Origin of the sequence: Bradyrhizobium sp. HKCCYLRH3097 (assembly GCF_051167875.1) — a bacterium.
Lineage (GTDB): Bacteria > Pseudomonadota > Alphaproteobacteria > Rhizobiales > Xanthobacteraceae > Bradyrhizobium.
Map to the genome: position 1 here is coordinate 494311 of NZ_JBNPTX010000004.1, position 21937 is coordinate 516247.

Annotated in this window: 19 protein-coding genes; 5 read left to right on the forward strand and 14 right to left on the reverse strand. The window is 67.4% G+C overall.

The genetic code is table 11. From position 1 onward, the window contains the following. Nucleotides 1-287: 287 nt before the first annotated feature. A complete protein-coding gene (locus tag ACQR0U_RS13795) occupies nt 288-2219 on the forward strand; it encodes a calcium-binding protein (RefSeq protein WP_316176295.1) in 1932 nt (643 codons plus the stop codon). 19 nt (nt 2220-2238) lie between these two features. On the opposite strand, the gene ACQR0U_RS13800 is transcribed toward ACQR0U_RS13795, so the two are convergent. The 6 genes from ACQR0U_RS13800 to ACQR0U_RS13825 form a co-directional block, all read right to left on the reverse strand. Further along, nucleotides 2239-3210 (reverse strand): S1C family serine protease, encoded by a 972-nt coding sequence (locus ACQR0U_RS13800; RefSeq protein ID WP_434844083.1) that lies wholly within the window; start codon nt 3208-3210, stop codon nt 2239-2241. A 157-nt stretch (nt 3211-3367) separates the two neighbouring features. Next, complete coding sequence (locus ACQR0U_RS13805) at nt 3368-3673, reverse strand: hypothetical protein (RefSeq protein ID WP_434844082.1); 306 nt, start codon at nt 3671-3673, stop codon at nt 3368-3370. Further along, entirely contained in the window at nt 3657-4760 is a 1104-nt protein-coding gene (locus ACQR0U_RS13810) for a hypothetical protein (RefSeq protein WP_316202562.1), read from the reverse strand. The genes ACQR0U_RS13805 and ACQR0U_RS13810 overlap by 17 nt, the downstream gene beginning before the upstream one ends. After that, nucleotides 4757-5200, reverse strand: coding sequence for a DUF4383 domain-containing protein (locus tag ACQR0U_RS13815; RefSeq protein ID WP_315716214.1), 444 nt, complete (start codon nt 5198-5200; stop codon nt 4757-4759). Before ACQR0U_RS13815 ends, ACQR0U_RS13810 begins: the two co-directional genes overlap by 4 nt. Continuing rightward, nucleotides 5197-6642 (reverse strand): FAD-binding oxidoreductase, encoded by a 1446-nt coding sequence (locus ACQR0U_RS13820; protein ID WP_315754340.1) that lies wholly within the window; start codon nt 6640-6642, stop codon nt 5197-5199. The genes ACQR0U_RS13815 and ACQR0U_RS13820 overlap by 4 nt, the downstream gene beginning before the upstream one ends. Before the next feature lie 69 nt (nt 6643-6711). Beyond that, nucleotides 6712-8229, reverse strand: a complete 1518-nt coding sequence (locus tag ACQR0U_RS13825; protein ID WP_434844081.1) for an AMP-binding protein — start codon at nt 8227-8229, stop codon at nt 6712-6714. Between the two features lie 350 nt (nt 8230-8579). Here ACQR0U_RS13825 and ACQR0U_RS13830 point away from each other — a divergent pair, with 350 nt between their 5' ends. Continuing rightward, a complete protein-coding gene (locus ACQR0U_RS13830) occupies nt 8580-8984 on the forward strand; it encodes a four-helix bundle copper-binding protein (protein WP_316176293.1) in 405 nt (134 codons plus the stop codon). Nucleotides 8985-9120: 136 nt separating this feature from the next. Here the strand turns inward: ACQR0U_RS13830 and ACQR0U_RS13835 are convergent, their stop codons facing one another. Both ACQR0U_RS13835 and ACQR0U_RS13840 read right to left on the reverse strand, forming a co-directional pair. Continuing rightward, nucleotides 9121-9291, reverse strand: a complete 171-nt coding sequence (locus ACQR0U_RS13835; protein ID WP_284418181.1) for a Flp family type IVb pilin — start codon at nt 9289-9291, stop codon at nt 9121-9123. A 160-nt stretch (nt 9292-9451) separates the two neighbouring features. Next, nucleotides 9452-10999: a winged helix-turn-helix domain-containing protein gene (locus tag ACQR0U_RS13840; protein ID WP_316195579.1), complete on the reverse strand. Its 1548-nt coding sequence runs from the start codon at nt 10997-10999 to the stop codon at nt 9452-9454. A 146-nt stretch (nt 11000-11145) separates the two neighbouring features. On the opposite strand from ACQR0U_RS13840, the gene ACQR0U_RS13845 reads away from it, so the two are divergent. Beyond that, nucleotides 11146-12195 carry an alpha/beta fold hydrolase gene (locus ACQR0U_RS13845; RefSeq protein ID WP_316171823.1) on the forward strand — a complete coding sequence of 350 codons (1050 nt, stop codon included), beginning with the start codon at nt 11146-11148 and terminating at the stop codon, nt 12193-12195. Between the two features lie 11 nt (nt 12196-12206). Here the strand turns inward: ACQR0U_RS13845 and ACQR0U_RS13850 are convergent, their stop codons facing one another. Continuing rightward, entirely contained in the window at nt 12207-12779 is a 573-nt protein-coding gene (locus ACQR0U_RS13850; RefSeq protein ID WP_315754349.1) for a GNAT family N-acetyltransferase, read from the reverse strand. Nucleotides 12780-13103: 324 nt separating this feature from the next. Here ACQR0U_RS13850 and ACQR0U_RS13855 point away from each other — a divergent pair, with 324 nt between their 5' ends. Beyond that, on the forward strand, nt 13104-14615 hold the full coding sequence (locus ACQR0U_RS13855) for a hypothetical protein (RefSeq protein WP_316186185.1): 1512 nt from the start codon (nt 13104-13106) through the stop codon (nt 14613-14615). Further along, complete coding sequence (locus tag ACQR0U_RS13860) at nt 14612-16108, forward strand: hypothetical protein (RefSeq protein WP_434844080.1); 1497 nt, start codon at nt 14612-14614, stop codon at nt 16106-16108. The genes ACQR0U_RS13855 and ACQR0U_RS13860 overlap by 4 nt, the downstream gene beginning before the upstream one ends. Before the next feature lie 6 nt (nt 16109-16114). Here the strand turns inward: ACQR0U_RS13860 and ACQR0U_RS13865 are convergent, their stop codons facing one another. From ACQR0U_RS13865 to ACQR0U_RS13885, 5 genes are all read right to left on the reverse strand, one after another. Next, entirely contained in the window at nt 16115-17374 is a 1260-nt protein-coding gene (locus ACQR0U_RS13865) for an Hsp70 family protein (RefSeq protein WP_434844079.1), read from the reverse strand. Nucleotides 17375-17544: 170 nt separating this feature from the next. Then, entirely contained in the window at nt 17545-18168 is a 624-nt protein-coding gene (gene prfH / locus ACQR0U_RS13870; protein WP_434844078.1) for a peptide chain release factor H, read from the reverse strand. Then, nucleotides 18165-19304, reverse strand: coding sequence for an RNA ligase RtcB family protein (locus ACQR0U_RS13875; RefSeq protein ID WP_434844077.1), 1140 nt, complete (start codon nt 19302-19304; stop codon nt 18165-18167). The genes prfH and ACQR0U_RS13875 overlap by 4 nt, the downstream gene beginning before the upstream one ends. A 448-nt stretch (nt 19305-19752) precedes the next feature. Beyond that, nucleotides 19753-20205 (reverse strand): hypothetical protein, encoded by a 453-nt coding sequence (locus ACQR0U_RS13880; protein ID WP_434844076.1) that lies wholly within the window; start codon nt 20203-20205, stop codon nt 19753-19755. A gap of 177 nt (nt 20206-20382) precedes the next feature. Beyond that, nucleotides 20383-21366, reverse strand: coding sequence for a phosphotransferase enzyme family protein (locus tag ACQR0U_RS13885; protein WP_434844075.1), 984 nt, complete (start codon nt 21364-21366; stop codon nt 20383-20385). Nucleotides 21367-21937 lie beyond the last annotated feature (571 nt).

Genomic DNA, 21937 nt, shown 5'->3' on the forward strand with positions numbered 1-21937 from the left:
ATGCAACGCAAAATCGGGCGTCCGGGCAATGACCATTTTCCGAACGCGTGTTCGCTCCGCGAAGCCGCAATCTCGCGATGCGGCTCCTGCAAGTCAACACGGTCCGGACGCTGCCGTCGCGCGCGGCAGGTGAGTCGCGCGCGAATACACGCGCAGACGATAGTTGATTGACAAAATTCGGGCGCGATGTCGCACTTGGTGAGAGCCGGCGGCGCGGCGGAGGGTTCCTCGTGGATCACCGCCCTGGGTCAAAACTGCCGATCGGTTGCCGAGGGGGGATTCGCATCATGACCAAATCGCCGTCGGCCGCGTTGATCAACGCGGTGCTCGCCATGGACGTCTACAACAGGGGCGTCAACCCGACGCTCGTGGTCAATTTCAACCGTATCGGGAGCTATGAGCTGGTGGCGGCGAGCGTGACCTCGACCGCCGACAATTTCGAGGCCGCGACCTATCAGCTCGCGGGCGATCCATCGACACGGATCATTTCGTTTCGCGGCACCGACAGTCTCGCCGACGTGCCATCGTGGCTTGGCGGTGCCGGTCTGGCCGGCTGGCCGACGCAGTTCCCGGATGCGGAGTCCTACTACAAGACATGGGCGACATCGAACGTCTCGCTGACCGGACATTCGCTCGGCGGCGGACTTGCCGGCTACATCGCGGCGCTCAACGACAAGGTGGCCTATGCGTATGACGCGATGCCGTTCGAATTCGCGGCTGAGGTCCGCTACGACCAGTTGCACGGCTTCTGGGGCGCGCTGATGTCGCACCCGGTCGACCGCTATTCCGACATTCACATGGTCTCCCTGTCCGGCGAGATCCTGCAATATGTGCGGGCTGCGGCGCCGGTGCTGGAAGCGCCGCTGGCGCTGCTGCAGCTCGGACCGGTCGCCGGCGCGCTCGCCATCGCCCATGCTGCGATCGGCATCTCGTCCGAGCAGAAGACCGTGCTCGGCGCGGGCACGGATCTCGGTCTGGATCCGGTCAGCCTGCACTCGATCGCGCTGCTGACGATGATGCAGTGGGCGAGCGACAACGGTGCCCAGGATTGGAAGAAGGCGGCGGCTGTGCTGCTGGCGCCGCTGGAGGATGACGCGATTGCTTCGGCCGTCGGCATTCCCGCGGCCGGTGTGAGCGGCGAAGGCGCGCCGTCCGACAAGATGAAGGACATGATCGCCTATTCGACGGTGACCGACGCCAGCGGCTACGGCAACAGCGCCGTGCAGGCCCTGTTCAACGGCGGTGGCGTGCTCGGCAACAGCGTCAGCGCCGACACTGCGGCGACCTACCTGAAGAACGGCGGGGTCGAGAAGGCGCTGGCCGAGATCGTGGTGGAATATTCGGCACTGCTGGCGCAGAACCACGACGAGGTCGCGGCGACGCCGGGCGTGATCGGCCATGAGCACGGCATCCTTTATCAGGACACGGCCAACAACCTGCTGGTCGCGGATCTGTCGTCCGACCTGTGGTCGCGCGCCGACACCGGATCGGCTGTCGACGTCCTGGGCAAGCTCGCGCTGATCGATGCCGTCGCGAGTTTCGACAGTGAGGACGCTGGCCTGGTCGACCTGGCGATCGGCGTGCTCTGGGGCGGCAAGACCGACAATCTCGACTGGCTCAGCGCAGCCTTGAGCGACGCGGCGACCACGGTCGCGGTCGATCCGGTGCCGGGCGCGATCATTGCTGCGTCCGACGGTGCGCTGCTGATCGCGGGCGGCGGCAACGACACGCTGTTCGGCACCGCCAATGACGACCTGCTGATCGGCGGCGGCGGCAGCGACGTGCTCAAGGGCGGGGCCGGCGACAACATCCTGGTCGGCGGCGTCGGCGCCACCTACGTCTATGCGCAAGGCGACGGCAACGACGTCATCATCAACGGCGTAGCGTCGCTGTCGAAGCCGACCGGCACGCTCGATTTCGGAACGACCTACACGGCCGACAATTTCTGGTTCGTCAAATCGGGCAACGATCTGGAGATCGACATTCTCGGCACCCATCAGCAGGTCACCGTCGCCGACTGGTTCCTTGGCGGCTCCTATCAGCTGCAGGAGATCAAGGCCGGCGGTCTCGAGATCGATACCCAGGTTTCGCAACTCGTGCAGGCCATGGCGACCTACGCCCAGGCGCATCCGGGTTTCGATCCCACGGTGGCATCACAGTTGCCGACGGATGCGCAACTGCACGACCAGATCGCTGCGGCCTGGCACGTCAACGCGTGAACGCAGGCCCGCGGCCGCCTCAGTGCAGCCGCGGCGCCTTGAGCAGCTTGGCGCGGTCGGTCGAGGCGATGGTGACGTCGAAGGTGACGCCCTCATGGTGCACCGTCAGCGGCACGTCGACGCCGGCTGCGCCGAGCGCCCAGAGCTTGCGATAGAACTCGCTCTGGCTCGTCACCTTGTCGCCGTTGATGCCGAGGATCACGTCGCCCGCCTTGAGCTCGGCGCGGGCCGCCGGGCCGTTGTCGGAGACGCCGATCACGACGACGCGATCGTCGACCTCCGTCGCGTACATGCCGAGCCAGGGGCGTGCCGGCTTGTTGACACGGCCGAAGCGCCTGAGATCATCGATGATCGGCTTCAACAGGTCGATCGGCACGATCATGTTGACGTGCTCGTCCTTCCTGTCGCGCTCGCGCTCCAACTGCAGCGACCCGATGCCGATCAGTTCGCCCTTGGCCGAGAGCAGGCCGGTGCCGCCCCAATTCGGATGGGCGGGGTGGGTGAAGATCGCCTCGTCCAGCAGATATTCCCAATAGCCGGCGAATTCCTGCTTGGCGATGATCTGGCTCGCGACCGATCGCGTGCGTCCGCCGGCGCCGCCGAGCACGACGTGATCGCCGACCTTGGTTGCCGCCGACGAGCCGAGCGGCAGCGCCGGCAGGTCGAGCGATCCGAGCGTCTGCACCAGGCCGAAGCCGGTCGTGAAGTCGAACCCGAGCACATGGCCCTCGACCACGCGTCCGTCATTGGGGTGCAGCCAGACGGATTCGGCCTCGGTGATCAGGTAGCCGATGGTCAGCACCAGCCCGTCGTCGATGACGACGGCATTGCCGGCACGTTCGGTCCCCAGCGTTTCCGCGCTGAAGGCGTCGGACGGAATGATGGCATGCAGGCCCACGATCGAGGACAGGGCTTGATCGAGATCATATTGATAGTCTTCGGCGCGAGGCTGGAAGGCGGACGGCACTTTCCATTCGGTCAAAGAAGGCATTTCGTTCTCCTGCTCTGTCGATACCCCCGGGTGCATCGACCAAGCTTCTGCTTCGTGTCGCGTGACGGCCACAGCGTGAACGCGAGCTTAACATCTTTGAGCGGCTGCGCCAGTTCCGCCGGCTCCGCATCGGCGTCGGGAGGAACTGGCTTCCCAACTACCCGCGGCCGCAGCCCCTGCCGATCACGGGCCAGACCAGCCACGCTCCGGCAGCATACAGGCTGCCGACAGTCGTGGCTCCGGTTTTGGCCGCGATGTGGAAACGTCCGGCATCGAGCAAGGCTCCATCGGAGGCGACGATCGCCGAGATCATACGGTCGGACGGGCCGAACACGACCACCGCATCCGGCTTGATCACCAGGGCCATGGCAGCCATGCCCGCAAACCAGACGAGGGCAACGGCCAGCACGCCCTTCAAGGGAAGGGCGCGGGACAGGGGATGCCGGTCAATAGTCGTAGGCATGCTCGAACGTATATCCCGCGGCTTCGAAACGGCCGATGTCCTGAACCAAAGACCGGACCGGTACGTCGACGCCGATGCGACGGGCACCGGGGCGCGACTGGATCGGGACACTGAATATAGGCAGCCCATCGAAAGCTGCCAGCCGTCCGTCGCCCGGAGGGACCACGATCGTGACCAGGATACGATGATTGCCTGCGATTTCGCCGAACGCGGCGCCGTCATGACGGCCGAGCTCCTTGGCGAAGGAATCGAACTTGGCGTAGCGCTCGGTCTCCACCAGCACGCCCTTCATGCCTTTGGAGTCCGTGACCTCGCGGATCACCTTCACGCCCGGAATGGCTGCAAGCTCGGCGGCAGGCAGGCCGGTGACGACGCTCTGGATGGTCAGCACGGCCGGATCGTAGCCCGCCACATAGCCGATGACGGCCGCATAGGCGGCGCGCCCGGCATATTGCAGGCTGAGCGAGACGCGCCGCTCCACGGCGCGGAACGACGGCACGAAGGGCGTCTCGCGCCAGAACTGATCGAGCTTGGCGACAAAGGGATACCGATACCAGGGCGTCTGATACAGGAACGCCGCGTAGTCCTTCAGCAGGGCAAGGTTGAAGGCGTCCTCCGCTGTCTTGACGCCGTCCGTGGTCTCCCAGCTGATCGCCCCGATGCTCTTCTCGTAAGCGCCCTGGAGCGCCATCTCGGCGGTGAAGCTGAAGCCGATGATGTAGTTCGTCAGCTTCTGCTCCGAGGTGGCGGGACCGGAGCCTGCGGCCTGGCGCGTGGCCCGGCACAGGCTGCGCCAGAAGCCGGAGACGCTCGATAGATAGTGGAAGTCGGACTCCGAGGCCTGCCCGGTCACCGCAGCGAGGTCGGCATAGGCGTGGACGATGTACCATTCAGGAAAGGTCAGGAAGCTGTCACCCTGTGATCGCGCATATGCGGGATCGGTGATGCCGAAGTCGGAGGTCACCATCGGGGTCGGGACGTCTGCCACGCAGACCGTCTCGACGCTGATCACGGTGGTGGCAACGCCGATCGCCGCGGCTGCCAAAACGACGCCGAGAAGATACAGCGCTTTGCGACGCAGGCTCATGCGAGGGCAGCCTGTCTACGCCACGGCGACCAGCCGACCGCGATGCCGATCGCGCCGAGTGCGAGATGCGGCAGGCTGGAGAGGACCTTCACCAGCCACGAGGTGTCGCGGATGCCGTCGATGACGATCGAGAGGTCGAGATAGCCCGAGCCGGTGAACACGCCCATCACGCCGTCGAGGAAATACAGCGAGCCGAACACGCGCAGGAAGAACACCGCGCTGCGGCGGGTCAGCATCGCCGCCAGCGCCCACAGGCCGGAGGCGACATGCAGCGCATCCTTGTAGATGTCGAGCTGGAACAGGCCGAACACGCGGCCCTGCGCATCGATAAAGGTCGGGATGTAGTCGGTCGCGGCGGCGAACAGGAGCGCCATGGCGAGCGCCAGCGCGGCGATGCGATAGCGGTCCAATGCGAAGCCATCTGCTGCTGATGTATTCATGCGAAATAGGCGTCCCACATCGCGTTGCGGAACAGGAGGTTCGGATCATACTGCCGCTTGGCGGCGACGAAACGCGCGGCCGCCGGATAGGCCTTCTCGACCTGGTCGCGGCGCGCGTGCAGACGATAGGGCAGATAGAACGCGCCGCCAATCGCCGTGATGCGGTCGATCAGCGCTTCCGTCGTCCGCAGCATGTCGATCTCGCCTTCGGGCGAGGTCGCCTGCGAGAACGACATGACGGCCGCGATCCGGCGCACCGGTGCGATCGTGAGCGCGGGTGTCTTGTCCTCGGCGACGTAGCGCAGGGTGACGTTGAGGAATTCGGCGCGCGCCTTGGGAATGATCTCGCGGCAGGCGGTGAGGAACTCGCCGAACCGCTCCGGCGCGACGAAATATTCGTGCAGGATGTCGGTGCGGTGCATGTCCTTCTGCGCCAGATTGGCGACCGGCTCGGCCATCAGCGAGTTGCGGGTGTAGCGGCTGTCGGAGATGGCGGGGCCGAGCCGGGTCTCCATGAACCAGCGCAGGCCCTTGGCGACCTCCCATCCGGTCTGGGCGCGATAGATCGTGTTGGCGACGCCGGTGAGCTTGCCGGAGCTGACTGCCGCGGGCAGGGTCGCCGGAGCATCGGGGGCGGGGCGGAAGGTGACGAGCAGGGCGTCGTCGAAGAACGCCTTGCGGGACACCGACATCCGGCCATAGGCCATCTTCACATTGGCGTCGCCGTCGATGTTGCGTGTGAACTGCTCGGCGAATTTCTCCGGCGCCATGCGCTCGAAGCGCGGCTCGAGCAGCAGGTTCGGCACCATCTCGACCTCGAGATCGACGACGATGCCGAACAGGCCGTAGCCACCCATCGCGAGCCCGAACAGCTCGGCATTCTCGTTGCGCGAGCACTGCACCAAGGTGCCGTCGGCGAGCAGCATGCGGATCGATTTCACCGTGGAGCCGAACGGGCCATACGGCACCGGCCAGCCATGGGCATTGACGCAGAACGTGCTGCCGACGCCGAAATCGCTGTTGGACTGCATCACGGCCGGCGAGAAGCCTTTGGGATCGAGCGCGGCGATCACGTCCCACCAGCGGTTGCCCGCCGCGGTGCGATAGGTCTTCGCCGCCGTGTCGAGCTCGATCGCGCCGCCGTCGAGCGTGATCGCCGTGCCGTCGCGCGGCAGGCTCTGGCCGCCCATCGAATGCCGGGCCACGGCCGCGGTCACCGGGCGTTTCGCCGCGGCCGCCTCCTTGAGCTCGGCGCGCAGCCGCGCGATCAGGTCGTCGGTCGTGGGCTTGCTGATCACCACATGCCTGGCGACCGGCGTCGGGTTGAGCCGGCTGGCGTCGTTGAGGATGGTGCGCAGCTCGGCCCGCGCCCGCGGCATCCGCGCCAAGGGCAGCGCCGCGGCCGTACCCGCGGCGCGCAGAAACCGTCGTCTCGACATCATGGCGCGGACTCTCCTTCCCTTCACGGAGTCTACGCCAGCATCGTAAACGTTCGAAAAATTTCCGTGCCGTCAGTCTGCCGCCGGGCGCGCCCGCGTGGGCACGAGACGGAAGTCGCGGCCATCCTTCACCCACTCCGCGCGCTCGTCGCGCAGCAAGGTGCGGCGCACCTTGCCGGAATCGTCGCGCAGCATGACGTCGACCAGCTCGTAGCTTTCGGGGTGCTTGTAGCGGCTGAGCCGGTCGGCAAGGAACGCGCTCATGCCGTCGACGATTCCCTGCGCATTCCTGGAGCGGTCGATCTCCACGATCGCATGCACGCGCTGGCCGAGCTCGGGATCGGGCAGGCCGACGACAACGCAGGAGCGGATGTCGGGATGCGCCATCAGCGCCGCCTCGACCTCGGCCGGATAGATGTTGGCGCCGCCGCGCAGGATCATGTCGGCGAGGCGATCGCCGAGATAGAGATAGCCGTCGGCATCGAGCTGGCCGATGTCACCGAGCGACTCCCAGCCGTCGGCGCGGCGCTTCGGCTCGGCGCCGAGATAGTGATAGGTGCTGCCGGGACCATCCGCAGGCAGGAAGTAGATCTCGCCACTCTCGCCCTGCGGCACGTCGTTACCTTGGGGATCGAGGATGCGCAGTTTGCAGGACTCGTCGATCTTGCCGACCGAGCCCTTGTGCTGCAGCCATTCGGTGCCGGAGATGATGGTGCGGCCCTGGCGCTCGGTGCCGCCATAGAGTTCGTAGACGCGCTCGGGCCCGAGCCACTCGATCCATCTTTCCTTGAGCCATGGCGGCATCGGCGCGGCCATGTGGAACACCATCTTCAGGCTCGACAGATCGTAGCTGTTGCGGACCGCCTCCGGCAGCGCCCAGATCCGGTGCATCATCGTCGGCACGAAGTTGACCCACTGAATGTGCTGCGTCTGGATCAGCCGCAGCGTCTCTTCGGCGTCGAACTTCACCATCCCGGTCAGGCTGCCGCCGGCGAACAGCGCGTAATGCGACACGATGAAGGGCGCGTTGTGATAGAGTGGGCCGGGATTGAGCAGCGATGCGCCCTTCGGAATGCCGAGCGGCGGCTCGGCGGCGGTGTCGGTTACCGCAGGCTGGTGATCGAGGATCACCTTCGGCCGTCCGGTCGAGCCGCCCGAGGTCATTGCTTTCCAATAGCGCGACACCGGCGCGGCGAGCGGCGCGTCGGAAAAGCCCTCGGGCGTGAAATCGGCCGGCAGCGCGTTCGGCGCATTCCAGTCGGCCTCGCCGCCGACCACCAGTGACGGCTTGAGGATCTCGAGCACCGCGGCGGCCTCGCCGCGCGGCAGCCGCCACGACAGCGACGTCGGCGTCGCGCCGCATTTCCACACCGCGAAGCTGGTCTCGAACAGCGCATTGCCGTTGGGCAGGCCGATCGCGACGAAGTCGCCGGGCTTGACGCCCTTGGCCGCGAAGGCGCGCGCACGCGCATTGGCGCGGCGCTCGAGCTGCTCCCAGGTCAGGACATCGGTGCCGTGCCGGAGCGCGACGCTGTCCCCGGGTTTGCGCTCCGCATACCAGCGCGGCACGTCGGCCATCGGAATCAGCATCCATTCCTCCGTATCGTCGGCTGCCTCGCACGGGCGCCCATTCTTGGTCCGCGGCTTTGGCCGCCGACGTCAGTGATGAGAGGTGTTGTGCCTCAACCGAACCGGGTCGTCCATACGCGCGCGCCGCCAGGTTTCGGATGGCAGTTCTGCGAAATGGCGCTGATGAGCCTGAGGCAGGACTGAAAGGCTGGAAGCCGTGACGCCAGGCGGACTGATAATTCCGTCACGCGGATCGTAAGACGATCGGGGTCGCGCCACGGGAACAGGTCAGGCGCCGAACGGCGCGGCGATAAGAACCTTTGCAGCCGATCTTCATTGTCGCTCGCGGGGGCCAACGGACAGGAGCTCCCATGCACGCTCAACAGATGATCGAAACCCACCCGCACGTCCGCGGTCGAGTTGACGACGCACTCGTCCGCTGCATCGAGGAGTGCTACTCCTGCGCTCAGATCTGCACCTCCTGCGCCGATGCGTGTCTCGGAGAGAATAGCGTCGCCAGGCTGACGCAGTGCATCCGGCTCAATCTCGATTGCGCCGACGTCTGCAACGTCACCGGCCGTCTTGCCACGCGGCGCACGGGCTCCGACCAGGAGATGATCAGCCGCATGCTCGAGGCCTGCGCGGCAGCGTGCCGGCTATGTGCCGAGGAGTGCGATAAGCACGCCGAGATGCATGCCCATTGCCGGATCTGCGCCGAGTCCTGCCGGCGCTGCATGAACGCGTGCGAGGAGGCTGGACGCAGCACGACCCATTGATAGGTCGGTTGCGGCGCCGCTCCATCGAAGAATGGAGCTCATCAAGAGACAAAGGCCGGGCGCGAGGCCCGGCCAGTCCGACCATGGCGACCGGATTGCTCCGGTCCTGAGAACGCCATCGCAGACAATCGATCGATCAGCCGCCGTTCAGCTTCGTGGTCAGGGTCGTGAAGATGCCTTCCAGGGTGAGTCCGAGCTTGTTGAGTATGGTGATGATCGCAAGCGCGATGCCGGCCGCAATCAGGCCGTACTCGATCGCGGTTGCGCCCGATTCATCCTCGTAAAATTTGAGAAGCAATTTCTTCATCAATTCCCTCCGCCGCCCGGCGACATGACCGCCGAACGATGCCCGCGAAACTACGGAATGGAACCTAAGGTAGTATGAACGAGGTCTAGCCAAGTTTCGCAACTTTGCCGTTTATGTCGAAAATCTCAGTTGCAACACGGTCCACTGCACGCGAACGGGATCATGGCGGCACACCGGCTGCGCGCAGTGCCTCCGCGTAGGTTGTGGCGAGCGTCCCGGCCGGAAACGGGATCCGTTCGAGGAACTCGGACACGGTGAGATGCGGCTCGAGGCTCAGAAGCTGGCGCGCGACCTCGCCGGCGCGCGACATCTCTCCGGTCCTGACCAGGGCCACGATCAGGACGCGGAGCGCGACGGCGAAACGCCGGTTCTGCGCCAGCGCGATCTCCGCCCATTGAACGGCGCCAGCGAGATCGTCGTCGGCCACCGCACAGATCGCCAGCGCTCCGGCTGCGAACCAGCCCCGCGGATCGCGCGGGTTCAGCCGCCGCGCCCGTTCGATCATCGCGCGTCCCGCAGCCGTGTGTCCGGCCATGATCTCGATCCAGCCGCTCAAGGTCAGCGCGATCGCCGAGTTCGGGTTGATGGCAAGCGAGCGGCGGAATAGCTCCCGTGCTGGGGCGATGTCCTCGGCCATGTTCCAGATCGCGAAGGCCGCCATCCACAGCACCTGCGCGTCACCGGGCGCATGCTCGCACGCCTGCCACGCCCGCGCCACGGCGGCCGTGCGATAGGTCTCGTCCGGCGCGCTCCAGCCCTGGAAGTGGCGCAGCGCCTGGCAATAGGCCCAAGCCGCCATCGCGGGCGCGCAGGCGGGATCGATCGCCAGCGCCTGGTCCAGACACGCGGTCGCCGCCGCGAGGCTGTCGGACGTGAAGGCGTCGCGCAGGCTGGCGGCGCGCAGCAGCAGATCGTAGGCGTCCGGATGCAGCGGCGGCGTGGCGCGGCGCCGCTCGCCTTCCGCCAGCTCGAGCGTCGGCTCGATCGCCGCCACGATGCTCCCGGTGATGCGGTCCTGCAGCGCGAACACATCGTCCAGCTGGCCGTCGAAGCGCTCCGCCCACAGATGCGCGCCGGACGCCGCATCGATCAGCTGCCCGTTGATGCGCAGGCGGGACCCAGCGCGGCGCACGCTGCCTTCGAGAACGTAGCCGACGCCGAGCTCGCGTCCGACCGTACGGATATCGACGGCCTTGCCCTTGTAGATGAAGGAGGAGTTGCGGGCGATCACAGCGAGGCCGCTGCAACGGGATAGCGCGGTGATGATGTCCTCGGCCATCCCATCGGCGAAATAGTCCTGCTCGGGATCGCCGCTCATGTTGGTGAAGGGCAGCACGGCGATGGCGGGGCCGTCGAAGGCGGGTGCGGCTGATACGGCCGGCGTCTGCACCGCGTCGGCCTGCTCACGGACCGCCCCGACGAAGCGGACGCCCTTGCGCGGAATGGTGCGGATCAGGCGCTGCGCCTCGCCGCTGTCGCCGATCGCGCTCCGCGCCGCGCTGATGCGGCTCGCCAGCGTCGCCTCGGAGACGATGCGGCCGCCCCACACCTCGGCGAGGATGTCGTCGCGGCTGACGACGCGGTCGCGCGTCCTGATCAGGAACGCGAGCAGGTCGAACACCTGCGGCTCCATCGCGACCAGGTCGTCGCCGCGGCGCAGCTCGCGGCGGCCGGGATCGAGCACGAAATCGTCGAAGCAATATACCACAGGCACCGTCCTGGCCGCCGGTTTCACCTTCGCGTCACGCGATCCGCAAAATCAAGCCGGCCTCAAGGAAAAATCAATGCCTCCTCCAAGCGCCGCGCGGGCGCAAGGCGCACAACGACCGCACCTCGGAACCAGGAGCCTCCGCCATGCCGACCATCCTTCACGCCAGCCGCCGCCGTTTCCTCACCCTTGCCGGAACCGCCGTTGCGGCCCTTCAACTCGGCTCCAGCGCCGGGCAGGCGCAGAGCTTCAAGTCGGCGTCGAAGCTGCCGGCGATCCGGCCGGGGGCGGGGACGTCGCTCGGACCGATCAAGCAGGTCAAGGCCGGCGAGATCAGCATCGGCTATGCCGAGACAGGTCCGGCCGACGGCCCCGTCGTCATCCTGCTGCACGGCTGGCCGTACGACATCCACAGCTTCGCCGACGTCGCGCCGGCGCTGGCCGCGTCCGGCCATCGCGTCATCATTCCGCATCTGCGCGGCTACGGCACGACGCGGCTGCTGTCGCCGACCGCGTTGCGCAGCGGCCAGCCGGTCGCCGTCGCCGCCGACATCGTCGCGCTGATGGACGCGCTCGCGATCAGGACCGCGACCCTCGCCGGCTATGACTGGGGCGCGCGCACCGCCAACATCATCGCGGCGCTGTGGCCGGAGCGGTGCAAGGCGATGGTCTCGGTCAGCGGCTATCTGATCGGCAGCCAGCAGGCCGGCCGCATGCCGCTGCCGCCGGCCGCCGAGCTGCAATGGTGGTACCAGTTCTACTTCGCGACCGAGCGCGGTCGCGAGGGCTACGACAAGAACCGGCGCGACTTCGCCAGGCTGATCTGGCAGACGGCCTCGCCGAAATGGGCGTTCGACGACGCCACGTTCGCGCGCAGCGCCGCCGCCTTCGACAATCCCGATCACGTCGACATCGTCGTGCACAACTATCGCTGGCGGCTCGGCCTCGCGCAGGGCGAGGCGAAATACGATGCGCTGGAGGCGAGGCTCGCGACCTTTCCCGACATCACCGTGCCCACCATCACGATGGAGGGCGATGCCAACGGCGCGCCGCATCCGGCGCCCGAGGCCTACGCCAGGAAGTTCACCGGCCGCTACGAGCACCGGCTGATCACTGGCGGCATCGGCCACAACCTGCCGCAGGAGGCGCCGCAGGCGTTTGCGCAGGCGGTGCTCGACGTGACGGCGAGCGCGTAGCGCCGACGATCTCAGGCGGGAGCGCGTTGCTTTTCTCGGCGTTGCAGCCACGTCTCCCGCCGCACGATCCATTGCTCGGAGCGGGTCTCGCCATTGTGGTGCGCGACCTCGATGAAGCCGACGAACTCGGCGCCCGTCTTCTGCTTGACCCGCCGTGATGCGATGTTGCTCGCGACGTTGCAGACGGTGAACTGATCGAGCCCGAGCGGACCGAAGGCGAAGTCGTTCACGGCGGCGATCGCCTCGCTCATCAGCCCTCGATTCCAATAGGGCTCAGCGAGCCAGAAGCCGCGATGGCCCTTCATCGACTCCATGCGCGGCCGGAAGTGAATATTGCCGATGGCCTCGCCGTCACCGTCGCGCAGCGCCAGCACCCATTGATACAGCTCCTCGCCGGCCGCGATCCTGTCGAGCTGCAGCCTGACGAAGGTCTCGGCGCCGTCGGGAGGATAGGGCCACGGCACGACGGCCGCGAGGTTGCGGATCACGTTCCAGTTGTCGAACTGACGCTGGATCGCTGGCGCATCGGCGAGGGCCAGCGGCCGCAGGATCAGACGGGCGGTATGCAACGTGGGCGTGAGCATGACGCCATGCTGTCGTTTACCAAGCTCGTTTGCAAGCCGGGGTTGCTGCGCCGTCTAACTCGCATGTCATTGATAATTCGCATCGCGCTCCGCCATTAAGGTTGCCAGGAACTTTCACGCCCGGACTGGAGCCCGATACTTCCACAACGTTGCATTGCAGTGCATGAATCGAGCACACGCAGCCTGCACGAATGCAGCGCGCGTACAACCGTCGCAGGAAACTGCGCCGGCTCGGGCTCAGGGTTGCGCCCGAACGTCAACCATTCGTCTGCCGCGAGATCATCACGCAGATCTTGGGTGGGCGCGATTCGGGGTGTCGTGGATATGAAGCGCAAAACGGCGGATCGTCAGTTACGTCGTCTGCAGGCAGAGCAGAGCTTCGATCCGCGCACATGGCGCGATCGGCAGCTCGGCCGGGCCGCGCCGTTCTACGGCTCGGAGCTGTTCCAGCTCGGCTGCCCGCCGCTGGCGTCGTTCATCGCCGCGTTCCTCGGCTGTCTGATGACCCTGCATCTGAGTGCAACCGGGCTGTCGCCGCTGATTGCCTCGGCCGCGGCGGCTTTGCTGCTGTGCGCCTCGCTGATCCTGACACGGACCGCGGATCTGGTGCCGAGCACGTTCTTCTCGTCGGCCTATGGCGGCAGCTTCGTCGGCATGACTCCCGTGGCGCTGTTGAACGCAAGCGTCATTCGCGCCGGTCTGCCGCTCGACGCCGCCTTCGTTCTGCTCTCGCTGTTCTGTGGACTGGTGTTCTGTCTGGGCTGTGCGCTCGACATGTGGCTGCGCGGGGGGCTCGCGCGTGGCTATGGCGGACGACTGGGCGCGCTGGCGGCGGTCGCTTCGTTCCTGTTCGTCGGTCTCGCGCCGCTGCTTGGCGCCGAGGGCGAGCTGTTTCCGATCGCGCGCCGCGGCGCGCTGGAGCAGGGGCTCGGTGGCACTGCGCTCACCTTCGCGTTGTGCACGGTCGGCATGCTGGCGACGATGGCCGCCTTGCGCTGGGCGCCCGTGGCCGGGTCGCGCCGCGCGGTACGCATCTTCGTTGCGGCGACGGTGGCCTTTGCCGGCCTCGTGGTGCTGCAGCTTCTGCCCAGCAAGGCCCCTGATCTCGACGCCTATTCCGCCGGTTGCTTCGTCGGCATGTCGTCGTTGCGGCGGCTCCGCAGCCTGCCGCAGGCGATGGCCGCGGTGGTGCTGCTGACGTGCCTGCTGATCCTCACCGGTCCCATCCTGCCGAGCGTCGGCGGCAGCCTCGGATACATCGCCTTCGTCTCGGTCATCTTCGTGGATGCTGCGGTTCGTCTGTTCGTCGAGGCAGGGGAATCGCCGTGGCAGACCGTCCTCGCCTGGACGCGGGGACTCGTCGCCACACTCGCTATCTTCGCGGTGCTGCTCACCAGCGAGCTGATGTTTCAGCCGCCGGTGGCGGAGCCCAACGGTCCGTTGGTGAACGCGGACAAAGCCGCTGCGCCGGCGCGGACCGCGATGCCCTCACACGACGAGGATCGGCGCGACGGCACGGCGCCCGGCGAGCCGGCCTTCGCCGCTGACACAGCGCCCGATCTGCCGCTTCAGATCCTGAATCCGGAGGGCGCCAATCCGCTCTCCCCGCGGCCCTCGAGTGAGCCGGTCCAGCAGTCCGCGTCGCCCGCGTCCGCAGAGCCGTCCCGGCGGATCGGTCGCGATGGTCGGCCAGCGGGCGTGCTGGCTGCCCGGCTGAAGCGCCAACAGGCACGGGTGGTGCCGCACGCGACGGCGCGACCGCGCATCGTGGCCCGCCATGAGGTGCAGCCCGCGCCGGAGTGGCGGCCGGACCCATCGACGTTGGCGGGGCCGTGACAGCGGACCGCGATGGCGCGCTCGACCGGCCGTCCGAGCCCGGCTCTCGCCGCTGGCCGCGCCGGTCGCTGAATGTCGTGCCGCTGGCCTCGTTCGCCGGCGCTTTTCTCGGTTGTCTGGCGACGCTGCACCTGTGCACGTCGGGCCTGTCCCCGGCGCTCGCGTCGGTCACCGCCACCCTGCTGCTCTGCGCTGGCCTGATCACGGCAAGAACCAGAGATCTGCTGCCGACGACCTTCTCCTCCTCGGTCTATGGCGGCAGCTTCAGCGGGATGACGCCGATCGTTGCGTTGAGCGAGAGCGTGGCGCGGTCGGGGCTTCCAGTCGATAGGTCCTTCCTGCTGCTGTCGCTGTTTTGCGGCCTCGTGTTCTGCAGCGTCTGCGCGATCGAAATGCGGCTGCGCGTCGTGCTGTTGCGCGGCTATGGCGGCCGCTTCGGCGCGCTCGCGGCGATCGGCTCGTTTCTGTTCCTCAGCCTCGCGCCGCTGCTCGGCGCCGACGGCGCACCGGTGCGCGTCGCCAGCCTTCAGGGCTTCGACAGGGGTCTCAATCATTCGGTGCTCATGTTGGCGCTGTGCGGCGTCGGAATGGTCGCAACGATGGTGGCGCTGAGGCTGCCGCGGGTTGCGGCCGCAGGGCGGCCGGCGCGCATCTTCGTCTCGGCAGCACTGGCCTGTGCCGGTCTCGTCATCCTGCAGCAGCTCGCGCCGGACGATGCCCGCCTGTCCGACGCGTATTTTGCCGGTTGTTTCGTCGGCATGTCGTCGCCGCAGCGTTTGCGGGGTGTCGTCCAGACGCTGGTCGCCGCGGTAGCGCTGACCGCGTTGCTGGTCCAGGCGGCGGCGGTTCTGCCAAGCGTCGGCGGCAGCCTCGGCTTCGCAGCCTTCGTCGCGGTGGTCGGCGTCGATGCCGGCCGCCGGATGATCAGCCGCGCCGCGCTGCCGCCCGAGCGTCCTGCGCGGATCTCGCTCGGCAGAAGCCTCGCCGCCGCACTCGCGATTGCGGGCGTGCTGCTGCCGAATGACATGTTCCAGTCGGGGCCGGTCGAGGAGACCACGGGATCGATCGTGCAGGTCGAGAGGCCGCCTCAACCTGAGCCCGCCGTTCCAGCGGAGCCTGTTGCGGCCGAGCCGGCCGTGGCGGCAGTCCCGATCGAAATGCCCGCCGATGCGCCGCCGGCCGCCGAGACGACATCCGACGTAGTCCGTCCGGTCGCGCGGCCGGTGCCAAGCGAGCCGCCGCGGCGGCGCCGCGCCAGCCGGCCCGCGGTCGTTGCTCCGCAATCGCGTCCGATCGATCCCGAACCCTGGCGCATCATCCGTGACGGACAGCAGGCGGGTGCAGGAACGGCGGCGACCGGCTCGCCGCCGGCTCGGGCCAAGCGCAGCCAAGCTCGCGTTCCCGGATCAGCACCGGCCGCGCCGCGCGCCGCGCCACGGCCGCGGACGCCCCGGGTGCAGGATCCGCAGCCTTCGGCGTCGGAACCGCGCTGAGCAGGCTCAGCCGAACTTGCGCCGCGCGTCGAGCGCGAGCCCGATGCCGACGCTGCCGAGCAGGTCGGTCTCGGCGATGCGCGCCGCCGGAAACAGCGCCAGGATTGCCTGACGCAGGGCCGGCACCATGCTCGAGCCGCCGGTGAGGAAGATGGTGTTGATGGCAGCGGCCCCGACGCCGGCATCGTCGAGCAGCTTCGTCACCGTGCCGACGACGCGCTCGACGGAATCGGCGATGGCGCGGTCGAAATCCTTGCGCGTGAAGCGGATGCGCGCCCAGTCGTCCTTCTCCGACAGCACCGAGGTCAGCGACTTGGCCGCGGTCAGCGCGATCTTCGCCTGCTCGACGCCGATCGCGAGCGTATGGCCGCGATGCTCCTCCACCACCTTGATGAAGCGGTCGACCAGATCGCGCCGCTCGGCCTCGTAGCGGATCTGGCGCAGCTCGCCGATCACGCCCCTCTTGTACAGCTGGTTGATGCGGTGCCAGGTGGCGAGCTCGTGATAGTACAGCGTCGGCAGGTTGCGCTTGCCGTCGGCGGTCAGGCTGCCATAGCCGAGATGCGGCATGACGCTTTTCAGGCTGAGAAGCCGGTCGAAATCGGTGCCGCCGATGTGGATGCCGCCATTGGCGAGAATGTCGTCCTCGCGCTGCGCCTTGCCGCGCCGCTCGGGGGAGACGCGCACGATCGAGAAGTCCGAGGTGCCGCCGCCAATGTCGACGATCAGCACCAGCTCCTCGCGGGCGACCTGCTGCTCGTAGTCGAGTGCGGCGGCGATCGGCTCGTATTGGAACGCGATGTGCTTGAAACCCTGGTCCCGCGCGATGCCCTCCAGCGCGCTCTGCGCCTCCGCGTCGGCCGCATCATCCTTGTCGACGAAGCGGACGGGACGGCCGAGCACGACCTGATTGATCTCCTTGCCGAGCCGCGTCTCGATCCGCGTCTTCAGATGTGCGAAGAAGAAGCCGAGGATGCCGGCAAACGGCACCGCCTTCTGCCGGATATAGGTCTTCTCGTGAATCAGCGCGGTGCCAAGGATGCTCTTCAGCGCGCGCATGAAGCGGCCGTCGTGGCCGGTCAGATAGCGCTCGATCGCGCTGCGCCCGAACTGGGTGCCGTGATCCTCGAAATCGAAGAACATCGCACTCGGCAAGGTCCGCTGCTCGCCCTCCAGGGGGATGAGCTCTGCGGAGGCGGAATTGCTGAGGCCGACCGTGGTGTTCGAAGTGCCGAAGTCGATGCCACAATGGGCCGCTGCCGCCATGCTCGTCTCGTTTCCGTCCGGGGGGGCGGTCCGCTTAGCCGTTCGGCGGTGCGATGTCATCCGCCAATGTGCGGAGCGGCGCGCATGGCAGTCGTCTGGCGGAGAGATGACTGTGCATCCTGCCTGTCGAAGGTGCAGCCGGGGGCGCTGACGCCCCCGCTGTCCGGTGATCATCCCGCCGGCCTGAATGCCGGTCCCTCGAAGCGCAGCCCGGCTGCGCCACGTTCGACGCGGTCATGCGCCGCGTGGATGAGGCGCGCCTCGCCGGCGTCCGCTAGGCGCCCGCGGCCGTCCAGCAATGCGGCGAGACGCGCGAGCGCCAGCGCCTTGTTGCGATGCTGGGAGCGGCCGTCGCGCGCGATCGCGACCAGCCCCGTCGGCACGTGAACCGCGCGCACCGCGCTCTCGGTCTTGTTCTGGTGCTGGCCGCCGGGCCCGCCGGCACGGAAGCTCTCGAACCGGACGTCGGTGGCCGCCAACGCCGCCATCCGCTCCGACAGGGGCAGATCGACGATGCCGACGAACCAGTTCTTGCGGCCGTGATGCGGCCGCAGCGGACTGCGGCACACCCAGAGCAGCGAGCCCTGCGTCCAGCGCCGCGCGAGGTCGGCCGCCGTCGGCCCGTCCAGCACGACGATCGCGCCGGCCGGCCCATGCCCGTCGATCTGCTCTCGCGCGATCGCGCATTCGCAGTCCGCCGCCTCGGCCTCGTCGGCGAGCCGCCGCAGCGCATGCGCGACCGCGATCCGGCATTCGGCCGGACCGCGTCCCGCCGTGAGGAGCAGCCGTCTCATCGCCGGTCCTCCCTGCGCGGCCGCTGGACGGCGATCTTCTTCACCGTCACCAGCGGGCGGAAGCTGGCGACGACGCGCGCCAGCCCGAATGCTTCGAGATCGGCGATCACGCCGGCGATCGGCTTGTAGGCCTCCGGCGCCTCCTCGGCGAGCAGCGCGCGGTCCTCGCAGATCACGCGGCCGCCGAACGGATTGCGCGCGAGACGCTCGCGATCCGATCGCGTGGCGCCGATACGGCCGATCATCGAGCTCCGGTCGAACTTGCGACCGGCGCCATGCGCGATCGACCACAACGCCTCCTTTGGCGCTGACGCGAGCGGCGCGACCAGATAGGACAGCGCGCCGCGCGAGCCCGGCACGACGACGAGACCCTGGTCGGACGGCGCAGCCCCCTTTCGGTGCAACACGCCGTCTGCACGATGCTCGATGCAATTGTGCGAGCACGCGCAGACCGGATCGGCCTCACAGCGCAGGGCCGTCGCGGCCCGCTGCGCGATGACCTGCCGGTTCAGCGACGCCCAGCGCAGCGCGTGATCATGTGCTGCGAGATAGGCGTGGCCAGCCCCACTGTCCGGCGCGAGCGGCTTGAGGCCGTCGGCGATCTGCCGTTCGAGCAGCGCATGGCCGAGGCCGCGCGAGCCCGAATGCACCAGCAGATGGGCGCGGTCGCGATCGATGCCGCAGGACGGATCGAACACCTCCTCGACCGCCTGCAGCTCACAGAAGTGATTGCCTCCGCCGATCGTGCCGAGCGACGCATCGAAGTCGGACGGCGCAAGCTGATGAGCTGCGAGCTCGCTCACGATGTCGCCGTCATAGGGTGTGGCGACGTCGCGCAGCCGGTCGGCCGCCTTGTCGACGCGAATCCGGCGCGAAGCGAGGTCGAGCTGATACAGCGCCATGCCGCAGCCCGCATCGGAGCCGACGAAGGCCGGGTGGATATGGTCGGCGAGGATGGCGCAGCCGACGGGACCGAACTTGCCGGGATGCAGATCCGGCATGCCGGCGACAGCACGCACGCCACAGATGTCAGCCACGGTTTCGAGCTGGCGCGCAGCGGCGCCCTCGATCCAGGAGCTGGACGAGTAGAAGCCGTGGACCGGCGCACGGCCGTCCACGCGATGGGAATTGCCCATGTAAATACCTTGGAGAAAGATAGGGAGAACTGGTCAGGGACGATCAGCGCGCGCGGACGCACGCATGCCAGACCAAACCTCGCCTCACGCGAGGATCAGTCCCGGCGGCTCCTGGCGGAGCAACGGATGATCGCAGTCATCGTCTCTCTCCTGTGCGGCGGAGCCGAATGCTCAACGCCGGAGCGCGTAGTAATCACATCCCGATCATATTGGCAATGTGCGTCATTCAACCGATGTCCCGCTGTGACGTACAGGACACGGATGCCCCGTCGTTTTCGAGCAGCTCGCTTTCTCTCCGTCATTGCGAGGAGCGCAGCGACGAAGCAATCCAGGGCCCCGCGCACCACACTGGATTCATCGCCGCGCTCGCACAGAATGGGTGGCATCGAAGATGGACGACGGCGCATCTGCCCGCAGCCGGCAGATCCAGGCACGTGCATCCTCGCGATCAGAACAGCGCGAGGAAATCGCCGAGGAAATAGATGATGGCCACCACGATCAGCGCGCTCATCAGCAAGAAGGAAAGCTGCACGGCGATCGCGCAGCCGCCCAGGGTCGTCGCCATCGCCGCGACGTGCCGCTCCTCGCGACGCAACTGACCCACGACGCCGAGAATGATCGCAAGCAAACCGAGCGAGACCGCGGCCACCGGCAATTGCTGGTGCAGGCGGTCGGTCCAGGACGTCTCGCGCGCGGGCGCCTGGTCGTCGACGCCCTTGATGCGCGCCATCAGGCGCTCCTTCACGCGATGTCCGACATCGACGATGACCTGGTCGATCGGCGGCGGCGGATCGATCACCGGCAGCACCCAATGCGGCAGAACCGCCGCGACCAGAGCAACAAGCCCGATCACGCAACCGATGATGCCCAGCCGGCGTGACTGAACGATCGTGTCTGTCATGGCTCAAAATCTCCGATGCGGGCGTGCTGCGTCTGCTTCGGTCGCGGCGGAAGGATTGCGAAACGTTAATCTCGTCATCGTCACCGCGGAAAGGACCCAACCCCCGCAAGCCTGAACGCCTGGATCATGCGTCGGCCGCCGGAGCTCTCCGGTTCAATCCCTCCGATCCGCCCAAGCTCATAGCAAGCGCGTCGCAAGCTGCTGCGCCTCCCAGCCTTCGAGAAATTCCCGCTGCTGCGTGACCCAGCGGACATTCTCGCTACCCCATTCGCGCGAACGGCTGGCCTGCTCGCCCATCAGCCAGAAGTGCCTGACGATCACGAAGGCATGCGCGGCCTCGAAATCGGCGGCCGAGATCGGGCGGACCGAGCGGTAGCCGTCGACGAAGGCGTGCCACGCCGCATGAAAGCGCCGGCCGAACGACAGCTTGGCCCACAGGAACACGGCCAGGTCATAGGCCAGATAGCCGGGACCGCCGTCGTCGAAGTCGAAGAACACGGCCTCGCCGCCGGCGCCGATGCGCGCATTGAAGCCGTGGCAGTCGCCGTGACAATGCGTCCATGTCAGGCCCTCCATCGCCTCGATCCGTGCGGCGGTTCGCTCCGCGATGTCCTGGAGAAAGCCGCCATCATCGGCATCGATCAGACTGCAGAGCTGTTGAACGCGCGCGAGCGGCCGGTGCAGCAGATGGTCGAGGTCCAGAAGATAGAGCGGCGCTTCGGGCCGATAGGACATCGCCGCCGCGTGCACTCGGGCAAGCGTCACGCCATTGGCGCGCGCGTCGCTCTGCGATGCGACCTCCGGGGTCCGTCCCTCGATGGCGTGAAACAGCACGCCTTCGCGGCCGCCTTCCGCCGCCTCGCCGCGTACGAACAGCGCGCCGTCGCGCGCCGGAACCGCCGCGGCCACCGGCACGCCGCAGCGCGCGAGATGTGCGAGGAAGTCGGTCTCGGTGCGGACATCGGCCGGGCCGCGGGCGCGGTGATGCGACAGACGGAAGACGTAGCGTGCGCCCGTTGCGGATGTAATCAGATAGACGTCGTTGAAGCCGCGGTTCATCAGGCGGCACGCGAGCGGCTCTGATAGTGCGTAGTGTGTTGCCACGAAGCGGCCCACGCTCTCGGCGCCGGTCGTGGTGTAGATCGGCTCGAAGTCGGGCACGTCGCGTGTTCCGGATTGTGGAGACGATGGCATCCTAAGCTGCTGCCGTCCGCGGTGAAAGGCGGGACGGGCACGAGCAATCCATCGCATTGGCGTAGGCAGGTTGTACCGGGCTGCCCGTCGGGCAAATCGATCGAGGTGGCGAACGCAATCTGCCGCTCGTGTCCAGCCCGCCTGCGAAAAATATTCCTGTTTCGCTTTTTCGGAAATCATGCTTATCTCCCGCGCATCCCGCCTCATGCAGAGAGGGGCGTACGCGTCGTCACGATACGCGGGGGCGGGGAGTGGTGGCCGTCGCGAGGTCGGGCGCGTTCGCGCGCAAGACGACTGATGTCGTGGCGGACGGTCAAGCCGTGTGGTCCTGGCGCCCCGAAGCTGGCGCCAAGCTTGCGATCACGTTCGTGCGTGGTTGCGAGCGACGGGGGCAAACAAGCCGGTCCCCGGGGAGAGCGCGGAGCAGCCGTGAAAACCATCGCGCAGGGAAGGCCGGGGGCGGATTCAATTGGTCGTCGCAACACTCGATGAGGAGGTTGCGATGGGCATTCGAAAGAAACGGTCAACGCGGGGCAAG

Bases quoted from the DNA above. Each gene is read 5' to 3' on its own strand.
- ACQR0U_RS13795 (WP_316176295.1), top strand. From the start codon at position 288: ATGACCAAATCGCCGTCGGCCGCGTTGATCAACGCGGTGCTCGCCATG.
- ACQR0U_RS13800 (WP_434844083.1), bottom strand. From the start codon at position 3,210: ATGCCTTCTTTGACCGAATGGAAAGTGCCGTCCGCCTTCCAGCCTCGC.
- ACQR0U_RS13805 (WP_434844082.1), bottom strand. From the start codon at position 3,673: ATGCCTACGACTATTGACCGGCATCCCCTGTCCCGCGCCCTTCCCTTG.
- ACQR0U_RS13810 (WP_316202562.1), bottom strand. From the start codon at position 4,760: ATGAGCCTGCGTCGCAAAGCGCTGTATCTTCTCGGCGTCGTTTTGGCA.
- ACQR0U_RS13815 (WP_315716214.1), bottom strand. From the start codon at position 5,200: ATGAATACATCAGCAGCAGATGGCTTCGCATTGGACCGCTATCGCATC.
- ACQR0U_RS13820 (WP_315754340.1), bottom strand. From the start codon at position 6,642: ATGATGTCGAGACGACGGTTTCTGCGCGCCGCGGGTACGGCCGCGGCG.
- ACQR0U_RS13825 (WP_434844081.1), bottom strand. From the start codon at position 8,229: ATGCTGATTCCGATGGCCGACGTGCCGCGCTGGTATGCGGAGCGCAAA.
- ACQR0U_RS13830 (WP_316176293.1), top strand. From the start codon at position 8,580: ATGCACGCTCAACAGATGATCGAAACCCACCCGCACGTCCGCGGTCGA.
- ACQR0U_RS13835 (WP_284418181.1), bottom strand. From the start codon at position 9,291: ATGAAGAAATTGCTTCTCAAATTTTACGAGGATGAATCGGGCGCAACC.
- ACQR0U_RS13845 (WP_316171823.1), top strand. From the start codon at position 11,146: ATGCCGACCATCCTTCACGCCAGCCGCCGCCGTTTCCTCACCCTTGCC.
- ACQR0U_RS13850 (WP_315754349.1), bottom strand. From the start codon at position 12,779: ATGCTCACGCCCACGTTGCATACCGCCCGTCTGATCCTGCGGCCGCTG.
- ACQR0U_RS13855 (WP_316186185.1), top strand. From the start codon at position 13,104: ATGAAGCGCAAAACGGCGGATCGTCAGTTACGTCGTCTGCAGGCAGAG.
- ACQR0U_RS13865 (WP_434844079.1), bottom strand. From the start codon at position 17,374: ATGGCGGCAGCGGCCCATTGTGGCATCGACTTCGGCACTTCGAACACC.
- prfH (WP_434844078.1), bottom strand. From the start codon at position 18,168: ATGAGACGGCTGCTCCTCACGGCGGGACGCGGTCCGGCCGAATGCCGG.
- ACQR0U_RS13875 (WP_434844077.1), bottom strand. From the start codon at position 19,304: ATGGGCAATTCCCATCGCGTGGACGGCCGTGCGCCGGTCCACGGCTTC.
- ACQR0U_RS13880 (WP_434844076.1), bottom strand. From the start codon at position 20,205: ATGACAGACACGATCGTTCAGTCACGCCGGCTGGGCATCATCGGTTGC.